The organism is Synechococcus sp. WH 8101, assembly GCF_004209775.1.
Taxonomy (GTDB): Bacteria; Cyanobacteriota; Cyanobacteriia; order PCC-6307; family Cyanobiaceae; genus Synechococcus_C.
Genome location: NZ_CP035914.1, coordinates 1,161,634 through 1,180,428 on the forward strand (window position 1 = coordinate 1,161,634; position 18,795 = coordinate 1,180,428).

Here is an 18,795-nt window from a genome sequence, read left to right on the forward strand (position 1 = left end):
CCCGGAAGCAACAGAAAAGGCCGGCCAAGGGGCCGGCCTGGACTGCGGCCTCAGCAGAGCTGTGAGGAGGCCTGGATTGCCTCGATCAACGCCTCCTGCTCGGCCTCAAGCGCCTGATCGATTTCATCGATTCGGGCGAGGAAGGAGGCGAGCACCGGCATCACATCCTCTTCCAGGCGGGTGATCTCTTCCTCTCCGTAGGGGTGATCAATCCAGGGCCTGGGGATCAGGAGCCCCCTGGCAGAACGTGAGGCAAGGATCCACTCCACGGCGCGGTAGCAGGACTCAACCAGGGCGATCGGATCACCTGGAGAGGCGGAGATCAGGGAATGAAAGGCCATGAGCAACTGACGCTTGATGGCGCAGCGACGGGACGCCTGCAGGAACACCCCGCCCGGCAAGGGGCGATGGCAGACAAGAAGGTGCGATGAGCAGCGGCGCACAGCGGCTCGCTGCGATCGCACCAGAGCAAGCAGCCCAATCGCCTCGCGTCAGCCCTTGCCCAGGGGTGACCCTGGAGAGGCCCGGCGCAGCGTTTCTTGCGGCGCCTCCGGGAGTGGATGGTGATGAGATACGGCTGATTCACAAAATTGGCTTTGTCGGAGCTTTGTGACTGTTGTTACATGTCTGGCAAGTAACGATCGATAGCTTAAGAAGGTGTCCACGAGAGGATTTTTGGGCTTCCTGAGATCATTTTGCTTGTTCGCTGGCATTTCGCTGTTGTCAGCAGCTGGCTTAATCGCAACCGCACATCCTGATCATCAAGACCGTGGTCATCACGAGATACAGCACGACCATGAGCACAAGTGATCCGCACTGACTCACGAAAACCGTAGTGGTTGGCACTGTTTCCAGGCTGCGTTTAGTCCACTCTAATAAAGCGGGAGTAATACCTAGGGTTCCGGCTCAATTGAGCGCTGGTCCGAGAGGTATCGGCCGATTTTTTTCGGTTGCACGGAGGGATAAAAGCCCGGGAGACCGCTTTTCTCCATCACACTCTTGTCATGGCATCTGAAATAGGCGCTGAGAGCGCTTTCGATCGATCGCAGTCAACAGAGGGTCAACGTGCTCTCGAGAAAGAACATTTTCTCCCTCTTACTGGTTGGCAACAGGAAGTTGATCAAGCTCATCGCTTCGGATTAGAAGCTGCTGAAAGTATTGTTGATCGCAACATTTCCACGTTCTCCAGAGGTGAACTGCCCCACTTTGCGGGTATCAACACCTTCATGAAGGCGCCCTACATCGAAGATGTGAATCGCGTTGGCGAGTTCGATGTGGCCATCGTTGGTGTACCCCATGACAGTGGCACCACCTACCGTCCAGGGACCCGTTTTGGCCCGCAGGGAATCCGGCGCATTTCAGCGTTGTACACGCCCTATAACTACGAGATGGGTGTCGATCTGCGGGAGCAGATCACGCTTTGTGATGTGGGCGATATTTTCACGATTCCAGCCAACAACGAGAAGAGTTTCGATCAGATTTCGAAGGGCATCGCTCACGTGTTTGCCAGTGGTGCCTTTCCGATCATCCTGGGGGGTGATCACTCGATCGGATTCCCTACAGTCCGCGGCGTCTGCCGACACCTGGGCGATAAGAAAGTCGGCATCATCCACTTTGACCGTCATGTCGATACCCAGGAGATTGACCTCGATGAGCGGATGCACACCTGCCCGTGGTTCCACGCCACGAACATGGCCAATGCACCGGCCAAGAACCTTGTGCAGCTAGGAATCGGCGGATGGCAGGTGCCCCGTGAAGGGGTGAAGGTCTGCCGCGAGCGCGGTACCAATGTTCTTACGGTGACTGACATCACCGAGATGGGTCTCGAGGCTGCTGCCCAGATTGCGATTGAGCGCGCTACCGACGGCACGGATTGCGTTTACATATCATTCGACATCGATTGCATCGATGCTGGATTTGTTCCGGGTACCGGTTGGCCAGAGCCTGGTGGTTTGTTGCCCCGTGAGGCCCTGAAGCTTCTCGAGCTGATTGTGCGCAATGTGCCGGTGTGCGGTCTTGAAATTGTGGAGGTATCTCCGCCTTACGACATCAGTGATATGACATCACTCATGGCCACACGTGTGATCTGCGACACGATGGCTCATCTAGTCGTGAGCGATCAATTACCGCGCAAGGAAAAGCCCAGCTGGATCAGTGATGTCTGCAACATGAATGTGGATCAGAAGTGGAGGTAAGTCATGCATGAAGTCGACATGACGAAATGTTTAGTGCTTTCGATGAATGAATGGCGTCAGCAGCACGATCCGGATGTTCCGAGTGTCACTCGGGTCAACTTACAAGTCGGTCAATTTACATGTGTGGAGCCAAAACAGCTTGAATTGACTTGGCGTGTTGCCATTTCCAATAGTTGGCTTGAAGGCGCAGAACTGTCTATTGAGGAAATTCCATTAGTTGCGCGTTGCATTTGTTGCCATAAAACCTACTCCCCAGCTGTTGATAATGCTTATAAGTCTCCTTGTTGCGAGCATCCGATGGAGGATATAGTTGCTGGTCGTGAACTACGGATAAAATCTGTTGATTTTAGCTTTACCCCCGAACCTTCCACTTTGCCTGCTTGATCATGCACATGCCACTTAATGACACATTAGGTCTGAATCTGCTTAGCGCTAACATCCATCAGGCTGAGCACAATCGTGAGTCTTTTGACGCATGGGAGTTGCTTTGTCTCAATGTCATGAGCAGCCCGGGAGCAGGTAAGACATCGCTTCTTGAGAAATCACTCTCGATGCTTTCACCAGAGCTGTCAATGGCTGTTCTTGAGGGGGATATGACAACTCAGCTTGATGCCCAACGTCTAGAAGCTATTGGTGTGCCAGTTGTGCCAATCACTACTGGCCGCTCTTGTCATCTCGATGCCTCTATGGTGAATGGAGGTTTAAAGCTACTTTGCGAGAGGCTCAAACCCACAGAGCTTGATATTTTGTGGGTCGAGAATGTCGGGAATCTTGTGTGCCCAGCTGAGTTTGAGGTTGGCGAGCATCGAAAAGTGGCGCTTCTCAGCGTTACTGAAGGTGACGATAAACCACTTAAGTACCCAATTATGTTTCGACAGGCTGACGTGGTTCTCATTACAAAGGTGGATTTGCTTCCACATCTTCCTGTTAATGTCAATGCATTTCGTCAAAATATTCTCAATATAAATCCCCACGCAACCGTCATTGAAGTGTCAGCGCTTAGTGGCGAGGGTCTTGAGGAGTGGCACCAATGGCTTCGCCAAGCTTTATCAAGCCATTCAGCAAAGGTTTCTGCTCTGGCTCCTGCTTGAGCAGATTACTACCAACTCGACTCATTTATCTCAAGCTATGACTAAACAACTGCGCAATCTTCTTTTTGCAGGTCTTTCCATTGTACTTGCAGTGGCTTGTTCCAGACCATCCGTTCCAACTTCAGGTGGCACTCCAATCGTCTTGGGTTACAGCAACTGGGCTGGATGGTGGCCATGGGCTATTGCGGTAGAGGAGAAAATGTTTGAAAAGAATGGTGTCAATGTCGAAATGAAGTGGTTTGATGGCTATGTGCAATCGATGGAAACCTTCGCTGCTGGGAAAATCGATGGCAACTCTCAGACTCTTAACGACACAATCTCCTTTCTTCCAGGAGAAAATGGTGGAGAGGTAGTTGTCCTTGTTAATGACAATTCATCCGGTAATGATCAGATCATTGCTGACTCGTCAATTAAGACAGTTTCTGATTTGAAAGGCAAAACTGTCGCCGTCGAGGAAGGAGTTGTCGATGATTACTTATTAAGCCTCGCACTTAGGGACGCTGGCATGAATCGTAACGATGTAATCATTAAAGGTATGCCTACCGATCAGGCTGCTACAGCCTTTGCTGCTGGCCAAGTTGATGCCGTTGGAGCATTTCCCCCTTATACCGGTACGGCAATGCAACGCCCGGGAGCGCGAGTGATTGCCACTTCCAAGGAATTTCCTGGTGCTATTCCTGATCTTCTTACTGTGAGCGGAGATCTTATCAAAGAACGGCCTGATGATGTGCAGAAGATTGTCGACACATGGTGGGATGTTCGCGAATTTATGGTTAAAAATCCCAAAAAAGCAGAAGCAATTATGGCCAAGCGAGCTGGCATCCCTACTCAAGAATATGAACAATACAAAAATGGAACACGTTTCTTTTCAATCAAAGATAACCTTGAAGCATTCAGTCCTGGTCAAGGTATGCAGCACATGCCTTATGCCGCTGAATCAATGGCTGACTTCATGGTTTCTGTCGGCTTCATTCCTGAAAAGCCTGACATGAGTAACCTTTTTGACGATAGCTTTGTCGAGAAATCGGCTGCATCCTGATGACTGTCACGACCACCGTTGGTACTAAGGGGAGAAACATCAAGTTTCTCTCCATTTTCCAACTGGGTGTTATGCCATCCAAGACCGTTCGTGGCGGTCTGCAGGTGACATCTCTTCTCGTTCCATTCCTCTTCTGGGTCGCCATAGCTTCTTTCGATTTGGTGGATGCGAAGTTCCTGCCTTCTCCTCAGGCTGTCTTTCGTTCCCTTCTCTCCATGGCTCAGAGTGGTGTTCTTTTCCAAGACATAGTGGCCAGCACTGGTCGTGTCTTTGTTGGATTTTTTCTAGCAACACTACTTGCTGTTCCGATTGGTATTTATATGGGTGTTTATCCAGCATTCTGTTCATTATTAGAGCCACTAATTGCCATGCTAAGGTACATGCCCGCCGCAGCATTTATTCCACTCCTCATTATCTATTTGGGCATCGGTGAGGAGCCAAAGATAGCACTTATCTTTATAGGGACGCTTTATTTTAATATTTTGATGGTAATGGATGCCGTTAAATTTGTCCCAAAAGAGCTTATTGAGACAACGCTTACACTAGGAGGTCGTAGTCGTCATATTTTGGTTCAAGTAGTCGCCCGCTACAGTTTGCCGAATATCATTGATACACTTAGGATTAATATTGCCACCTCCTGGAATTTGGTTGTTGTTGCTGAACTGGTAGCGGCTGAGGTTGGTCTTGGCAAACGCATCCAATTGGCGCAGAGATTCTTTCGTACGGATCAGATTTTTGCTGAGCTTATTGTTCTTGGCCTCATTGGTTTTGCTATCGACATGGGATTTAGGATTTTACTCCGTGTCAGCTGTAAATGGGCTGTTTGAACAATGGAACTTCGAGCTACAAATCTCTCTAAGCGATTTGGAGATAAATTGGTTCTCGATCAACTCACATTTTCGATTGACTCAGGTGAGTTTATAACATTCGTTGGCAGTTCTGGGTCAGGAAAAAGCACGATCTTGCGCCTGGTTGCTGGGCTTGATCATCCGAGTGATGGCTTCCTTTCTGTAGATGGTTCGCCTATACAGGGACCTAGCCCAGACCGAGGAATGGTTTTCCAAAAATACAGTCTTTTCCCGTGGCTTACTGCCGCTGAAAATGTTGCCTTTGGCATGAAATTGCAAAATTTAGATCAAAGGGAGATTAAAGATCGAACTTCATACTTCCTTGAGGTTGTTGGTCTCTCGGATTCTGGTTCTAAATTGCCTCGCGAACTTTCTGGAGGCATGCAACAGAGAATTGCTATTGCACGGTCACTCGCAACTAACCCGAGGCTCTTGCTTCTAGACGAACCCTTCGGGGCATTGGATTTGCAGATTCGAGAATCTATGCAAGATTTTCTTCTTAGCCTTTGGAGAACTACAGGTTTGACGGTATTGCTTATTACCCATGATGTTGAAGAAGCTCTTGTATTATCCCAATGTATTCATGTTCTTGCTCCTAATCCTGGGCGTATCATCCGTTCATTGCATGTTGATTTGGATAAGAGTGACCTCGATCAACTCCGTATGAGCAGTACTTTTCTAGCTATGCGACGCTCTCTTTCATCCACAATGCGGGAGTTGGAGCCGACATTATGCTGAGTAAGTCTTTTCTTGCGACATCCTTTTATCATGGCCCTGAAGTGCATCATTGGGATTGCAATTTTTATGCAAAACAGTTCTGGCATCCCTTGCTAGCACTTTCTCAATTAAAGCAAGGAGAATCTATTGGTTGCATGCTTTTGTCTCAACGCATTATAATTACCTGGCCTATTGGTGATCGTCCCCGAGCGTTTCTGAACCGCTGCCCCCACCGTGGTGTTGCTTTCCGTGCTGACAGCGTATCCGCTAAATCTTGTCGTCGTTTTGTCTGTCCGTACCACGGTTGGACTTATGACTTGCATGGCAATCTTCTTGCGGCTGCACGTGAATCCGAATTTGATGATAATTTTGATCGAAAGCGCTGGAGCTTGTACGAACTTCCATGCCGTATTGATGGACCATTGATTTGGGCCTCATTAAGTGAATGTGCTCTACGGCTTGATGAACAGTTGCACTTGATACACGATTTGACTGGGAATGAATGGAATACTTCTCTTCAAATGATCCATCACTCCCGACGACATATTTCGTGCAACTGGAAAATTGCTCACGATAACACTCTTGATGATTATCACGTTGCGATTGCTCATCCTAAAACCCTTCATCGCGAGCAAGGTCCTGTTCGCAATTATGTTTACCGCTTTAGTCGCTACTGCAATTTATTGCAAACCCCATTTTTAGGTGGTGGTCATTTTTTTACCTTTGGTTTTCCGCCTTGGAGTCATGTGCTTGTCTGGCCAGATTCACGCATAGCACTAATTGAATTTCTGCCAGATCAGCCCGATTGTTGCGTGATGCAGCTCCGTTTATTTGCGAAACATGACTCCATTGACTCGACCTCCGCAAGTAAATGGTTAACTCACTTACTCTGTTTCCTGGAAGAAGATAGGATGCTTGTTGAGTCGGCTCAGCATGGGTATGACTCTGAGTTTACACCTGGTCCACCCCACAGACTGGAACAAAGAATTTTGCATTGGCAAGAGCTTTATCGAGAGCTTTTTGATTCTTCCGGAGTTACTAGTGCGCTACGCAGCCAAGAGGCCATCTCTGAGTTCAATATTTGAATATCTGCCAGAGGGTTGGCTGTGAATGGTTGAATGGGCATGTAGCCATCAGGTCCAAATTCTGGTGTGATCGTGTTGAGTCTTCCTGCGCAGGTATTCTTGTTTAGAAATAGCTGCCAACACCGACGATGTGCTTCTAGTGCTTCTGACCATTCAGGGGCGAAAGGGTGGCTCACCGAAGGGCCTTGAGCATGGCCAACCCGTGCATGAATATGATCCACTCGCTCGGCCATGACTTTGATTGGTTCTAGGTCAGGGGTCATCAATCTTTCACTCACGGCGCACCAATGGCTCAAATCTGCAGTCAATCGTAACCGCGGATGACGTGACAGTCGATCGACAATAGCCCATGGGTTGAACAAGCTCCTGCTTCTGTGTGTTTCAATAGATACTGCTAATCCGCTTGAATCAATAATGTCTAACAGCTTCTCTAAAAACTTATTCTGTACTGATTCGTCCCAGCTGTCGCTACCCGTGATCAACGTAATCTTTTGCGGGGTTAGCGCCCTCGCTTTGCTCAGTTGTGTTGCTATTTCTTCCAGATGCTGCTCAGGTTTGTTGTCGAGGTCAGGAACATATCCGCCCCCGCTGGTCAGTTCAACAATCAGGCTGAGGTTACGCGAATTAAGAGTGCTGATTATCCGATCAACGTCCAGGTTGGCTATTGATCCGTGATTCAGGTTAACTTCTAGTCCGTTGAAGTTTGATTCATAGGCCCGTCTGACAGCTTCATCCCAGCTACCAGTGAACCCCCACATGCTTTGAAATATTTTTAGTCTGCTAGATTGGCTGGCAATCATTTGTATGTTCTATTGAATCAATTATTTTTGGGGGTATTTTTCCCATCGAATTCGTCTGGCTGAACGCCAAGATATGCGGCTTCTCTGAATAGAGCTGCCTTTGCGTTTGCGTCGTTGTCCGCCATGGCTTTGTTAAATCGTACTTTCAGTGATTCGACCAGGGTTTGGCGCTGGCGATCGTTCGGTTTCGTTTCCACGCTTGAGAAAGATGCTTCTGCATTCCTGATCCAACCATACCCACATGATTTTCTCAATTTCCAGTTTTGGCCGATCGTCTCAGGCCCGGCGCAGCGCTCTTGCGGTGCTTCCGGGTGTTGATGCTGCCGGTGGTCCCTGTCCGTACGGTCCGGTGGCGCAGTGCGCTCACCGCGCAGTCATCAGAGCGCCTGCCATGGCGATGGCGTGCTCACAACCAGGATGCCCACCGGTGCGGGGCTGGCAAGGATCAGGCCAGGCCGCGGTGTCTGCACAGCGCACCTTCCGGTGCGACGCGGTCCCTGCCACCCCCACCCCAGCGGGCCTTGGACCTGGTGTTCCACGCCAGTTCTCTCCATGGCACGTTCCTCTGCTCCCTGCTGCGAAGTCCGCTTCCTGGTGCTGCACACCTACCCGGATGGCATCAAGGCCTATGGCCATGAGCGCCTCACCATCCCGATCGGTCGGCGCGGTAAGCCGGTCAAAAAAATGCGCCTGATCCCTGCCGAAAGAGCTCATGCTCTGGCACGCAAGCTGCAGGGCCAGTTCGGCACCACGGTGTCGGTGCTCTGAGGGCGATCGCCCTCGCCGTGGCCGGGAGGTGCATCAGCCTCCCGGTTTTCTGGGCGTATCAGCTGGAACTTGCCTGGATCCCGTCCTGGCGGCAGTGTGAATCCACCCCTGGGGTTGCCTCCGCATGAGCTGGCAGGAGTTCGAACGGCTGGTGGACGATGCCGAGAGCGACCGGGAGCTCCGCTGGGTGTTGCGCCACTGCCGCAGCGCCGAGGACCTGATCCTGGCGGCCCGCAAGCTCGGCTACCGGGTGACGCGGCTGGATCTGCAGCGGGCGATCGAGGAGGAGCGGCAGGAGCTACGTGGTGATCGTCCGGCTGCAGCAGCAGCTGAGGCCACCGCACTGACGGGTGGCTGGGATGATGCGCAGGAGCGGCTGTGATCACCACTCCGCTGCACCAGCAGAAACAGAAGCTGCGGATCACCTACCGGGTGCTCTGGCCCAATGAAACCTCCCGGGTGTTCATCTCCGATGCCAGCCGAGCTGACGCCCAGCTGCAGGTGGAGCGCTGGCAGGCCTGGCGCTCGTTCACCCGCTCGCAGTGGTTCCCGGCACCGTTGACCGCCGATCAGATGCAAGAGCAGGTGGAAGCAGATCTACGCCGCTCCCATCCCCGCGCGCTCGATCTGGTGGTGGAGCGAATCGAGATGGTGCGCCGCTGAGGGCGCAACAAGGAGCGTGATCGCCAATCTCGTTTGGCACGGATGCCCTTGGCGCCACAGATCAGTTGTTGCGCTGCCAGACTCATCGGTCTCATGCTGCTCCGGTTGCCAGCCATGATCGTCAACATTGAATGGCAGGACCAGCACGGCCGCTGGCATCACCTACAAAGCAAGCAGAACCAGACCGACGCCTATCGCGTCGCCATGCGCCGAGCTGAATCCACCGGCAAACGTCACCGCCTGGTGGATGGGGACGGTCGTTTGCTGGAGCTGCTCGCCGCCTGAGCCTGCGTTGCAGCCCCTCAGCTGCTGTGGGCGGCTGCGGCAGCAGCGCGGGGTCCATGGGCGGGAAAGGTGATCACAAACTCTCGACCGGCTTGCGCGCAGAGGGGCAGGCCAAACCGGCCACCACAGTTGATGCACTGGATCCGCTTGCGGCCGGAGGGAAGAGAGCGGCAGGCCGGACAAGCAACAAAGCGCACGCCCTCATGGCGGAATACAGCGGGAGCATCGGCTGGCACAACGCAGACCACTGGGATGCCCTGCCGAAGCAACGCCGCCGCCTTGGAGCGGGACTCGGTGGAGGCATTGATCACCATCCCCTTGGCGGCTGCCAGCCGGATGGTGGCCTGATTGGCCGGCTTCATTGGGAAGTGGGTGAACGACCAGGCCGCCCGCAGATGACGGCAGGCCCGCGCCAGCTGGAGCAGCAGGGCTTGATCGATACGCAGCGGATCGACCGGATCAGGCCATTGATCACCGGCGACGCAATGACGGAAGAGCGTGCCTGCAGGAAGTTCCCGCATCTGAGCAATAAATTCCCCGGCCTGGACGCCGGTGGCGCCTGCGCTGAGCTGATCCCAGTGCCAGCGGGTGCGATACCCGGCTTCTGCATAGCAGCCCTGATTGCCAGCCAGGGGACAGGAGGAGGGACAGGTGAGCCGGCTGGTGCTGGAGACCGCGATCGGGCCGGTTTTGGCATTCCCGGAAGGAAAGGACAGCGCAGCGCGATGGGAGGGATGGACAGCCACGGGTGTGGAGACGCAGGACCCGCCCTGCCCGCGCGCCGCCCGGCAAGGGCCAGCCCCGTTGTCAGATTGAGGCGCAGCGCAGCGGCGCCCCGATCACCGCAGCGGCTGGCTCGTCTCACCCTTGCCCAGGCGCGCAGCATGGAGGGACCTGCGGACGACGCCATGACTTGGTGATCCAACGGATCACATCTGGCTACAACCAGGGAAAGCGTTGTGCATTGCTGTGGCTTTCTGGTGGGTGAACCACAAGCAGACCTACCAGCAGCAAACAAGTGGTGGCTATATCTGGTCCCCCAAGGCAAAGGCTGATGGCAGGAGGAATATCACCTACGACAACCTCACGTTGTGCAGACAGGGAGATGTGGTGTTCAGTTATGCCCACGCCAAGATTCAACAGATTGGCTTGGTGGAAGCTGAGGCGGTATCTGCGCCAAAGCCGCCTGAATTTGGCAAGGCAGGAGACGCTTGGGGTGATGACGGCTGGTTGGTTCACATCAACTGGGGCATGCTGAGTCAACCGTTGGTAACGCTGAACTTTTTTGAGCTGCTGCAACCGCTTATGCCGGAGCGCCATAGCCCGATCAGCACCACCAGCGGGCGAGGTAACCAGGGGGTGTATTTGGCCGGGCTCAGTGAGCAACTCGGCAAGCTGTTGCTCAAGTTGATCGAGGACCATGCAGATTCGGCTGTCCAGGTGCTGCTGTTGACGCTCTCAGAAGAAGCCATTGATGGCTTCATCGGCACTGGATGGGTTCAGTCCGATAAACATTGCGCAAGGCCTAGAGTCATCCCAGAGGCGCCACAACGCATACCGATACGTCCTGCAGTCTGAAAATATGGCATCGGATTTCACGGCTGCTCCTTTAAAACTTTTCCCCATCACCTTCGTTCGAACTAGCACAGTCACAACCACTTGCGCCCCCCCCCGGGGGGGGGGCACCAGCCGGCGTAATGGCGGCAGGGGTCGACAGAAGCCCTTGACAACGTAGAATGATTCTCGTTTGAGCACCTGATTGCTCTTCGCCTCGCTGCTTGCGTTGATCGTCGATCCAACAATGCCTGATTCGTTGTGATGAAGCGTTCGACCCTTGTGGCCGATGGTGTGGAGGTTCGCCATGGATCCCATACCGTCTTGGCGAACATTTCTCTCAGGCTTGAACCCGGGACCCTCACCGCTCTGGTTGGTCCCAACGGGGCTGGCAAATCCACCCTGATGCAGGTGCTTCAGGGGCAACGACAGCCGACGTCGGGATCTGTGACGCTTTCCGGTGCACCGATCGGTCGCTGCCGTGACCAGGTGGCGCTGATGCCCCAGCGGGGCCGAATTGCTTGGTCATTCCCGATCACCGTGCGAGACCTTGTCGCGCTGGCCTCAACCCACAGGTCAGCTCGAAGGCGCGGCTGTTGTGAGGTGGAGGCAGCACTGCAACGCGTGGGCATGGCGGCAATGGCATCGCGGCGCCTGGACTCGCTCTCCGGTGGTCAGCAACAACGTGCTCTGCTGGCAAGAGCGCTGGCGCAATCCACCAGGGTGCTCCTGCTCGATGAGCCCTGCGCTGCGATTGATCCACCTTCACGCGAGCAGTTGCTGCGTTTGATGCAACAACTGGCTGGCTCAGGCCAGACGTTGTTGGTGAGTGGTCACGACTGGGGGTCAGCGCTCCATCACTACGACCGAGTGATTGTGCTAGACGGTCGGATCGTCGCCGATGGTCCACCGGCTGTTATCCAGCAAAGCCTCGGTGATCGCTTGGCTGGAGGATGGGAGTGCCGTGGATGAGATCAGCCTCTGGATCCTGCCATTACTGATGGCAGCGCTGGTGGGACTGCTCTGCCCAATCACTGGCACATTGCTGGTGACACAGCGAAGGGTCTTGCAGGCCAATCTGATCTCCCACGCGGTGTTGCCCGGCCTGGTGGTGGCCGTGGCCTGCGGGGTCGATCCAGCCATTGGAGGCGTGATCAGTGGCCTCCTGGGTGCCTGGCTGGCAGAGCGCCTGCAGTTACAAGAGGGCGCCAGTCAGGATGCTGTGATCAACACGGTGCTGGCAGGTTTTCTTGGGCTTGGTGTTCTTCTGGTCCCCTTATTACAGCTCCGACTTGATCTGGAAGCGCTGCTTTTCGGTGACCTGTTGATTGTGACCGGATCAGATGTCGTGCGCGTCGCTCTCGCCGGCCTTGCCTTGATGACTCTGCTGCTCTCGCGTTACTCACAGCTTGTCTATCTCGGCGTCGATGCCGATGGAGCTGCAGCGGCGGGTCTACCCGTGCGAGGTCTGCGTCTGTCTCTGGCTCTGGTCACAGCCATGGTGATCGTGAGCGCCATGGCGGCCGTTGGCGTGATTCTGGTGATCGGCCTGCTCTGCGCCCCGGTGTTGCCTGGGTTGAACACGGCGTTGAGTCTTCGTGTGGCCATGGCACGTGCCGCTGGGGTGGGGCTGGGGATGAGCGGCGGCGGCTTTCTGCTGGCCCTGCCATTGAATCTGCCACCAGGCCCCCTGATCGGGGTGCTCTGCCTCTTGATGCTGCTTCTGCCTGGGGGGCGTGGCGCCGAAAAGCGTTGAGCCATGCAAGCTGGCTCGATAATCATTATCATTCCGTGCAGTTGGTCGTCTTGGTATGCCGCTGCCAATGTCGCTGTCTCTGGCAGCTCTGTTGCTGGCTTCGTCTCCTGCCAAGCCAGCCATCGTTGCTGCCGATGGCGTGCTGTGTGATCTCACCCGAACCCTGGTTCGCGATCAGGCGAGCGTGTTGTGCCTGATCCCCGCAGGCGCTGATCCCCACACGCTGGCCTTACGTCCTGCCGATCGCAGGAATCTCAACAAGGCCAAACTGATCCTGATCAACGGTTACAACCTCACACCGGCTCTCAACAACGCGTCCGGTGGCGGACCTGTTGTGCGTGTCGCTGAAAAGGCCGTCCCCAACAGTGCCAACAACGATCCACATGTCTGGCATGACCCGGCGAACACAACCGCGATGGTGAGCACGGTCGCCTCCCAGTTAGAGCCATTGATGTCTGCTGGGGGCGATAGGCGCATTCAGCAGCGACGAGCGGCGATGACGTCCGTGCTGCAAGCCCTGGGCACCTGGACAACACAACAGATTCAGACAGTCCCTGAGAAACAACGGGTTCTGGTGACAGGTCACCGTGCCTTCTCCGCCTTTGCCAAGCGCTATGGCATTCGCGAGCTTCCCGTGATTGATGATTTCACGACAGGCGGTCGTTTGCGGCCAGCCAGTCTCTCCACGATCAGCAAAGCGATCCAATCCTCTGGAACGCGAGCCATCTTCCCTGAATCGCTGCCAGCATCGAAAACGATGCGACGCATCAGCCGGGCCAGTGGAATCCCCATCGCCAAACAAGCACTCGTGGCTGATGGTTTGGCACCAGGGAAAAGCCTGATTCAGACCGCCACCGCAAATGTATGCACATTTGTCGATGCGCAGGGAGGCCGCTGCGACACCAAGGCCGCGTCTCAGCTGCAGCAACGTTGGGCTGCCATTTTCTGAGTGATGTCGACCAGTGTTCTGTTCTCTTCCTTTGTGATGAAATTCATGTTTTCCCCAAAACGAAATCTGCTCGTCGCTCTCATACCCCTCAGCCTATGCCTGGCTGGCGACTTGTTCAACCGTGATGCCAGGGCACACGGTGCTGGCGGTGGTGAGGCTCCATTGCCCGCGGGACAATTTCGTGCCTTGCCCGTTATCACCATTGAGGGCCATGGCGGTTTTGAAAACAATTTGGAAGGGCGCCCGCAGCACTACGCGATTGATGGCATGTTCGGTGTTGTTTTGGAGTGGGGACTACCAAACAACGGAAGCTTTACCCTTGAAGCGCAACTCGGACCTGCGTTGGTATGGGGTGAAGCAGAACATTTTTACGGACGAGTGCATGTCGAATCCGATCATGATGATCACAATGAGCATGCGTCAGAACATGAGCATGACGACCATGGAGACCATGCGTCAGAGCATGAGCATGATCATGACGACCACGAAGACCATGCGTCAGAACATGAGGATGACCATGGGCATGACGACCATGCGTCAGAGCATGGGGATGAGCATGACGACCATGACAATCATGCCGAACACACTCATGCGCATGGATCAGGCGCACCTTTCCGGCGCACAGACATCAAGGGATTCCTGCAAGCGCGTTATCAGCCCAATGATCGCCTGGCGTTGTCTGTGGCCTGGGAGCCTTACTACGTCACAGGTGATGAAGGAGAGGATTTTGGCATTGGCCTGAAGAATGAACTTGGCGCTGAAGTGGTCTATGCCTTCGGCGATGGTGATGTGAACTTTGCTCTAGGCGATGGCCTCGAGTCAGTCATTGACGGTGTGTTTGTTTCAGTCGAGAACAGAAGCGGCTGGGAATCCGATGGCACCTTTATTGGCAATTACACCGATCCATGGCTTGGCTTGGGGTTTAATATTGACCTCCTCAATGTCACCCTCTCGGGTGGACCGCGCTTTTACACGCCGGGAAGTTATTCCGGCTTGCCACAGCGTACCGACTGGGGCGGAGAGATCGAACTGGAATATCCCATTGCAGAGAATGTCGTGCTGTTTGCCCACTGGGAACCCGTTTACAGCACGGAAGGAGGCTCGGGCTGGGGTGTTGGCTGGCAGCACCATGTTGGAACAGGGCTCAGCTTGTTGTTCTAAGGAAAGCTTGATTCAGGTCGCTGTGCCATTGGTTGCCCGGCCCTGTCACTTTCTGGCTGGGCCCAGCCGAATGATCACGCCAGGGTGGTGCAAGATATGCCAATCGCTCTCATGCTCCGCCTCCACGGGACCCGCGACAGCCTGCTGGTTGCACTGACAGCCCACTGGGCCGATCAGCAGCTGCAGCTGCCGTCAGGAATCAAGCCCACTGCCGCTCGATCAACTGCTTCTTGCTACGGACCTTGGGATTCACCGGCGGCATCCCCGCAAACTTCGGCGGGATCTCGATCATTGCCTTGTTGATCAGTCCGCCACCGGGTTCGGGTCACTGGCGTAGGCCTCCAGGCCAAGTCGTTGTGCCTAAAGAGGGATCGCGACCTCGATCAGCTTCTTGCGGCTTTTGACGGGGTGGTCGCTCATGGGATGGTCCAGGGATTGATCAGCTACCAGTGCATCCGTCGCTGCGCCCTCGGGATTGAGGTTGTTGGCCCAGGCCAGAACCCATTGATCCGGCTGCGGGCGCATCAGCTCAGAGATCACGTTGGTGTCGAGAACGACCACCGTCATCGTGTTTGCCGTCAGCGTGGCTCGCACTCAGCTGCTGCCGGGCTTGAGCTGCGTTCCGGCATATCGAGCTCCATACCACCCAGTTCAGCGAAATGGGCCTGGATGCAGCTGCCCAGGCTCTCCACCTGAACCTCAGCCTGGCTGGATTCAATCGCTGTTCGCAGGATCGTGCGCGATTCCTCTTCCATGGATCGGCCATGGCGGGCGGCCTGCAATGCCAGCAGTGCAGTTAACGCTATCGACTCCCGAAAGTAATCGGCATAGGCGAACCGGCGCACCAACATCCGATCGACCGCTGCATCGATCGCGGCGGCAAAGGCTTGCCCCAGAGCTTGGTCGCGTTGGCCGTACCAGCGCTTAGTTTCGAGCAAGTCGTCCAGCGCCGTCCACAACTCCGCATCCATGGGCAGGGCGTCGCTGCGGGTGTCCAGACGGGCCCGGACGATTTCTCCACGATCTGGAGACATTCCTCGATTTCGGCGGGATCGGTGCTGGCGCAGTAGCGGCCGAGCTGGGCGGCCTGATTCAGTCGGCGGTCGTAGCAGGCGAAGAGAACAGTCTGTTCAGCGTTGACGTGGAGTTCATGGGCCGCCGCAAGCTGCACACTGTCGTATCCCCGAAGGGCAAGGACGTTGGCAAAGCGCCCAGCAGTTTCCATTACTGGCTGAGTGACCTCAACAAGGGTAAAGGTCTTCCAGGATTGGATCAGGTGCTGCCGGGCCTGTTCGAGATCTTCGTTGCTGATGCTGTGCGCCGGCCCTGGTGGCGAAGCCCTCCCTTCACTGTCTGCCTGGCTGCTGGCTGCACTTAAGCAGAAGCCCCAGACTGGAAAGACTCCGCTCAACGCCGATGAGCACTGCCACAGCCCAACCACTCACGGCGATCCTTCACCGAGAAGAGGAGGTGTACGTGGCCGAGTGCCCGGAAGTGGGCACCGTGAGCCAAGGCGACACCGTGGAAGAAGTGCTGCCGTTGGTGATGCTGCCGCTCTTTGCGGGCCACGCATTGACCCGTTGGGCCCTCCAAGGGTCATACGAGTGGTCATACCAATGGACAGTGCCCAGGAGGCGCGCGCCATTCATCGGTTTGAGTTCAGGCGCAGACGAAGACAGGACTTGCTGCGGTCGCTGGAAGAGCCCCATCCCGACAGCATCACCATCGGCACCCCAGCACTGGGGGCGCTGTACCCAATGCTTGAAACCGGCAGCAGATTCAAGCCCCAGCCGCTTCAGGTGCCTCCGAGCAAACCAGATCGGCAGATTTGCAGGCATCACTGAGGACCTGCAGCAGCACTCGAGGTGACTCCTTGAGCAGCTCCACCCAGTGGCTCAGATAGGCGGCGTGATGCCTTGGCCTCAGCGAAGCCGCACCAGTAGGGCAGGGCTGAGCCTCGCAGGTGCAGGCCCAGGGTGAGCAGTGCTGGATTGGCGCCGCGGTAGCGGCGGCCTCAGAGCAGATTCACGTGGTGCCCCCCCGAGGCGGCATCCCACTCGCGCCGCCAGGGGTTGGTGCCGGCCTCCAGCAAGGCGACCATGGAGGCCACCAGCTTCTCCTCAGGTGAGACCTTGGAGGCAGCACTCGCTCTGGAGGATCGAGGGGATCGGGAAGGGGAAGCAACAGCCACGGGGGAATAAGCGCAGGACCGCAAGCGCAAGCCCGGCCGCGCACGCTGAGGATTCCTGCGCGACGACTTTTGGGGTCTTCAGGGAGAAACTGATCCCCCGGCAGGTCAGTGCTCGTCGTATTTCTGAGCCATAGGCTGCTGGGCACAGCAGACAAGAGCCTCTAGCACCATGGTGTCCAGAACCGCTGAGGGAGGAGTGCTGCTGTGGGTTTTCGTTTCCGTCGCTCCGCCCGCTTGGGCGCCCTGCGGTTTCACTTCTCCAAAAACGGCCTGAGTTCGATCTCAGTTGGTGGCCGGGGTGCCTCGTTCAATGTGCCGGTGAATCGCCGGAGTGGAGCGCGCAGCACGGTGGGCCTGCCAGGGACTGGCCTGAGCTGGAGTGTGGAGCATGAGGCAGACGCTGCCAGGGGCTTGCCCAACAGCCGCCGGCTCAAACCAGGGCAGCTGCAGCTGCTCAAACAGGAATGCCTGCAGATCCTGCACCAGGAGCTCTTTTCCCCAGACAACGACGCCCACCGGCTCTGGAGCGAGGGACTGGTGAGCCAGCTGCTGCTCGATCCACGCGTCAAGGGCCGCACCGCTGGATTGCTGGCGCTGATCGAAACCCCAGAAGCGATGCAGGCCTACATCGAGCGGGGCCGGAGCCAGGACGACGTCAAACGGCGGGCGCAGCGCTGCCTCCAGGCAGCGGAGCTGGCCGGGCGGTTGCTCAATCCCGGTGGCGAGAAATACCTGAATGAGACAACCGAGAAATGAGTGGTTGTACTGATCGCGGCACCCCGTCAACTGCGGGACGCTCGGGACAGCGGGCTGGGAAGCCTGCATCGGCCGTTGTCATGCCAGGCGGGCTTGAGACCCCCGCCTTTTCTCTGGCCAAGTGCTGCATCGATCACACCAGCGTCCGCGTTTCCGGCCTAGACAATCCTGAGACGCCTGAGACTCATGCCTGCCTTTGCTGTGGCCTGCACCCCGCGCGGGTCTTCGATTGAGCGGTTGCAGGCTGGTCGCTACCGGGTCTGCGACACCGACCATCACTGCCGGGAGGTGGAGGACGTCTGGACCGCCTTTGAGCTGGTGCGGGAACTGGAGCTCGAGGGTGCACCGCTGAGCGACACGAACCTTGCTGAGAACAGCTGATGCCAGACGAGCGCCGCTATCGCCTCACCGATGCTGCGATGCAACCCCACCCTTATCTGGATGTTGATTACCCGTCTCTGCAGGAGGCCCTGGATGCGGCACGCCAATGGAGCCGCAACCGGGCCCTGGACTCCTATCAGGCTTCGATCGGCGTGGAGGTGAGCACCGAGCGGGGGGATTGGCGCACCCTGATGCTGCCGACCGAGATCCAGCAACTGGACTTGATCAGCAAGGGGTGAAGCGGCAGAAGCGTCGCCGTTCACACACCCATTCTGGTGGGCCTGCGTTGTCATCACGTCAATTGCTGCCTCCCCATGGGCTCCAAGTTGACGATTACAGGATCGACCCGAGAACGCTCTGCCGTTGATGAGTTGCTGTCGGTCCGCTTCTGGATGAACGGCATGGCTCAAACGGTTCAGGTAGAACGCTCTCGCGCTCTGCGATGCCGCCGTGACCTGCTGTCCACCGGGGCGGTGCTGCTGAATTGATTTTGGAAAATTGTCTGTGATTCTGACGATTGTGTCTGTGGAGTTCACATCCTGCAGTCGATGCCGAC

28 protein-coding genes and 1 riboswitch are annotated in these 18,795 nt (G+C 55.9%); of the genes, 20 read left to right on the forward strand and 8 right to left on the reverse strand.

What is annotated here, in order from left to right; genetic code table 11:
* Positions 1–50: 50 nt before the first annotated feature.
* Positions 51–464, reverse strand: coding sequence for a hypothetical protein (locus tag SynWH8101_RS05990; protein WP_254428076.1), 414 nt, complete (start codon positions 462–464; stop codon positions 51–53).
* Between the two features lie 418 nt (positions 465–882).
* Positions 883–979: riboswitch (guanidine-I (ykkC/yxkD leader) on the forward strand.
* Between the two features lie 25 nt (positions 980–1,004).
* Here SynWH8101_RS05990 and speB point away from each other — a divergent pair.
* Genes speB through SynWH8101_RS06025 form a run of 7 tightly spaced genes read left to right on the forward strand, consistent with a single transcriptional unit; the run spans position 1,005 to position 6,975 of the window.
* Complete coding sequence (gene speB / locus SynWH8101_RS05995) at positions 1,005–2,195, forward strand: agmatinase (protein ID WP_130128980.1); 1,191 nt, start codon at positions 1,005–1,007, stop codon at positions 2,193–2,195.
* A gap of 3 nt (positions 2,196–2,198) precedes the next feature.
* On the forward strand, positions 2,199–2,579 hold the full coding sequence (gene hypA / locus SynWH8101_RS06000) for a hydrogenase maturation nickel metallochaperone HypA (RefSeq protein WP_130128981.1): 381 nt from the start codon (positions 2,199–2,201) through the stop codon (positions 2,577–2,579).
* Positions 2,580–2,581: 2 nt separating this feature from the next.
* A complete protein-coding gene (gene hypB / locus SynWH8101_RS06005; protein ID WP_130128982.1) occupies positions 2,582–3,286 on the forward strand; it encodes a hydrogenase nickel incorporation protein HypB in 705 nt (234 codons plus the stop codon).
* Between the two features lie 37 nt (positions 3,287–3,323).
* The gene (locus SynWH8101_RS06010; protein ID WP_130130383.1) at positions 3,324–4,325 is read left to right on the forward strand and encodes an ABC transporter substrate-binding protein; all 1,002 of its coding nucleotides are present in this window, start codon (positions 3,324–3,326) and stop codon (positions 4,323–4,325) included.
* Positions 4,325–5,152 carry an ABC transporter permease gene (locus SynWH8101_RS06015; protein WP_130128983.1) on the forward strand — a complete coding sequence of 276 codons (828 nt, stop codon included), beginning with the start codon at positions 4,325–4,327 and terminating at the stop codon, positions 5,150–5,152. Before SynWH8101_RS06010 ends, SynWH8101_RS06015 begins: the two co-directional genes overlap by 1 nt.
* A 3-nt stretch (positions 5,153–5,155) precedes the next feature.
* Entirely contained in the window at positions 5,156–5,911 is a 756-nt protein-coding gene (locus SynWH8101_RS06020; protein WP_130128984.1) for an ABC transporter ATP-binding protein, read from the forward strand.
* Positions 5,905–6,975 carry an aromatic ring-hydroxylating dioxygenase subunit alpha gene (locus tag SynWH8101_RS06025; RefSeq protein ID WP_130128985.1) on the forward strand — a complete coding sequence of 357 codons (1,071 nt, stop codon included), beginning with the start codon at positions 5,905–5,907 and terminating at the stop codon, positions 6,973–6,975. The genes SynWH8101_RS06020 and SynWH8101_RS06025 overlap by 7 nt, the downstream gene beginning before the upstream one ends.
* Here the strand turns inward: SynWH8101_RS06025 and SynWH8101_RS06030 are convergent.
* Both SynWH8101_RS06030 and SynWH8101_RS06035 read right to left on the reverse strand, forming a co-directional pair.
* Positions 6,897–7,775, reverse strand: a complete 879-nt coding sequence (locus tag SynWH8101_RS06030; RefSeq protein WP_130128986.1) for a sugar phosphate isomerase/epimerase — start codon at positions 7,773–7,775, stop codon at positions 6,897–6,899. The two genes, SynWH8101_RS06025 and SynWH8101_RS06030, sit on opposite strands and share 79 nt — an antisense overlap.
* 17 nt (positions 7,776–7,792) lie before the next feature.
* Positions 7,793–7,972, reverse strand: coding sequence for a hypothetical protein (locus SynWH8101_RS06035; protein ID WP_254428077.1), 180 nt, complete (start codon positions 7,970–7,972; stop codon positions 7,793–7,795).
* A 355-nt stretch (positions 7,973–8,327) separates the two neighbouring features.
* Here SynWH8101_RS06035 and SynWH8101_RS06040 point away from each other — a divergent pair, with 355 nt between their 5' ends.
* The 4 genes from SynWH8101_RS06040 (at position 8,328) to SynWH8101_RS14075 (ending at position 9,491) form a co-directional block, all read left to right on the forward strand.
* On the forward strand, positions 8,328–8,543 hold the full coding sequence (locus tag SynWH8101_RS06040; protein WP_130128987.1) for a hypothetical protein: 216 nt from the start codon (positions 8,328–8,330) through the stop codon (positions 8,541–8,543).
* A 124-nt stretch (positions 8,544–8,667) separates the two neighbouring features.
* Complete coding sequence (locus SynWH8101_RS06045) at positions 8,668–8,925, forward strand: Nif11-like leader peptide family natural product precursor (RefSeq protein WP_130128988.1); 258 nt, start codon at positions 8,668–8,670, stop codon at positions 8,923–8,925.
* A complete protein-coding gene (locus SynWH8101_RS06050; RefSeq protein ID WP_130128989.1) occupies positions 8,922–9,206 on the forward strand; it encodes a hypothetical protein in 285 nt (94 codons plus the stop codon). The genes SynWH8101_RS06045 and SynWH8101_RS06050 overlap by 4 nt, the downstream gene beginning before the upstream one ends.
* Positions 9,207–9,320: 114 nt before the next feature.
* A complete protein-coding gene (locus SynWH8101_RS14075; protein ID WP_165380937.1) occupies positions 9,321–9,491 on the forward strand; it encodes a hypothetical protein in 171 nt (56 codons plus the stop codon).
* 17 nt (positions 9,492–9,508) lie between these two features.
* On the opposite strand, the gene SynWH8101_RS06055 is transcribed toward SynWH8101_RS14075, so the two are convergent.
* On the reverse strand, positions 9,509–10,237 hold the full coding sequence (locus SynWH8101_RS06055) for a hypothetical protein (protein WP_130128990.1): 729 nt from the start codon (positions 10,235–10,237) through the stop codon (positions 9,509–9,511).
* A 238-nt stretch (positions 10,238–10,475) separates the two neighbouring features.
* Between SynWH8101_RS06055 and SynWH8101_RS14615 the strand changes: the two genes are divergently transcribed.
* A complete protein-coding gene (locus SynWH8101_RS14615) occupies positions 10,476–11,069 on the forward strand; it encodes a hypothetical protein (protein ID WP_370587036.1) in 594 nt (197 codons plus the stop codon).
* Here the strand turns inward: SynWH8101_RS14615 and SynWH8101_RS14620 are convergent.
* Positions 10,950–11,363 (reverse strand): DUF1643 domain-containing protein, encoded by a 414-nt coding sequence (locus tag SynWH8101_RS14620; RefSeq protein WP_370587016.1) that lies wholly within the window; start codon positions 11,361–11,363, stop codon positions 10,950–10,952. The two genes, SynWH8101_RS14615 and SynWH8101_RS14620, sit on opposite strands and share 120 nt — an antisense overlap.
* On the opposite strand from SynWH8101_RS14620, the gene SynWH8101_RS06070 reads away from it, so the two are divergent.
* The 4 genes from SynWH8101_RS06070 to SynWH8101_RS06085 are packed head-to-tail and all read left to right on the forward strand — an operon-like array spanning position 11,310 to position 14,911.
* Entirely contained in the window at positions 11,310–12,017 is a 708-nt protein-coding gene (locus SynWH8101_RS06070; protein ID WP_130128992.1) for an ABC transporter ATP-binding protein, read from the forward strand. The two genes, SynWH8101_RS14620 and SynWH8101_RS06070, sit on opposite strands and share 54 nt — an antisense overlap.
* Positions 12,010–12,801 carry a metal ABC transporter permease gene (locus tag SynWH8101_RS06075; protein WP_130130386.1) on the forward strand — a complete coding sequence of 264 codons (792 nt, stop codon included), beginning with the start codon at positions 12,010–12,012 and terminating at the stop codon, positions 12,799–12,801. Before SynWH8101_RS06070 ends, SynWH8101_RS06075 begins: the two co-directional genes overlap by 8 nt.
* Before the next feature lie 55 nt (positions 12,802–12,856).
* Entirely contained in the window at positions 12,857–13,750 is an 894-nt protein-coding gene (locus SynWH8101_RS06080; RefSeq protein WP_254428078.1) for a metal ABC transporter substrate-binding protein, read from the forward strand.
* Between the two features lie 3 nt (positions 13,751–13,753).
* Positions 13,754–14,911, forward strand: coding sequence for a hypothetical protein (locus tag SynWH8101_RS06085; RefSeq protein WP_254428079.1), 1,158 nt, complete (start codon positions 13,754–13,756; stop codon positions 14,909–14,911).
* A 360-nt stretch (positions 14,912–15,271) separates the two neighbouring features.
* Here the strand turns inward: SynWH8101_RS06085 and SynWH8101_RS14265 are convergent, their stop codons facing one another.
* Together SynWH8101_RS14265 and SynWH8101_RS14410 are read right to left on the reverse strand one after the other, a co-directional pair.
* Positions 15,272–15,505 (reverse strand): hypothetical protein, encoded by a 234-nt coding sequence (locus SynWH8101_RS14265; protein WP_174719478.1) that lies wholly within the window; start codon positions 15,503–15,505, stop codon positions 15,272–15,274.
* Positions 15,490–15,945 carry a hypothetical protein gene (locus SynWH8101_RS14410; RefSeq protein ID WP_254428080.1) on the reverse strand — a complete coding sequence of 152 codons (456 nt, stop codon included), beginning with the start codon at positions 15,943–15,945 and terminating at the stop codon, positions 15,490–15,492. The genes SynWH8101_RS14265 and SynWH8101_RS14410 overlap by 16 nt, the downstream gene beginning before the upstream one ends.
* 116 nt (positions 15,946–16,061) lie before the next feature.
* On the opposite strand from SynWH8101_RS14410, the gene SynWH8101_RS06100 reads away from it, so the two are divergent.
* The gene (locus tag SynWH8101_RS06100; protein WP_130128993.1) at positions 16,062–16,289 is read left to right on the forward strand and encodes a hypothetical protein; all 228 of its coding nucleotides are present in this window, start codon (positions 16,062–16,064) and stop codon (positions 16,287–16,289) included.
* Positions 16,290–16,925: 636 nt separating this feature from the next.
* On the opposite strand, the gene SynWH8101_RS14415 is transcribed toward SynWH8101_RS06100, so the two are convergent.
* Positions 16,926–17,021, reverse strand: coding sequence for an ArdC family protein (locus tag SynWH8101_RS14415; protein WP_254428081.1), 96 nt, complete (start codon positions 17,019–17,021; stop codon positions 16,926–16,928).
* Positions 17,022–17,306: 285 nt separating this feature from the next.
* Between SynWH8101_RS14415 and SynWH8101_RS06115 the strand changes: the two genes are divergently transcribed.
* From SynWH8101_RS06115 to SynWH8101_RS06125, 3 genes are all read left to right on the forward strand, one after another.
* Positions 17,307–17,858: a DUF4236 domain-containing protein gene (locus SynWH8101_RS06115; protein ID WP_130128994.1), complete on the forward strand. Its 552-nt coding sequence runs from the start codon at positions 17,307–17,309 to the stop codon at positions 17,856–17,858.
* 186 nt (positions 17,859–18,044) lie between these two features.
* A complete protein-coding gene (locus SynWH8101_RS06120) occupies positions 18,045–18,239 on the forward strand; it encodes a hypothetical protein (protein ID WP_130128995.1) in 195 nt (64 codons plus the stop codon).
* Positions 18,239–18,478, forward strand: coding sequence for a hypothetical protein (locus SynWH8101_RS06125; protein WP_130128996.1), 240 nt, complete (start codon positions 18,239–18,241; stop codon positions 18,476–18,478). The genes SynWH8101_RS06120 and SynWH8101_RS06125 overlap by 1 nt, the downstream gene beginning before the upstream one ends.
* Positions 18,479–18,795 lie beyond the last annotated feature (317 nt).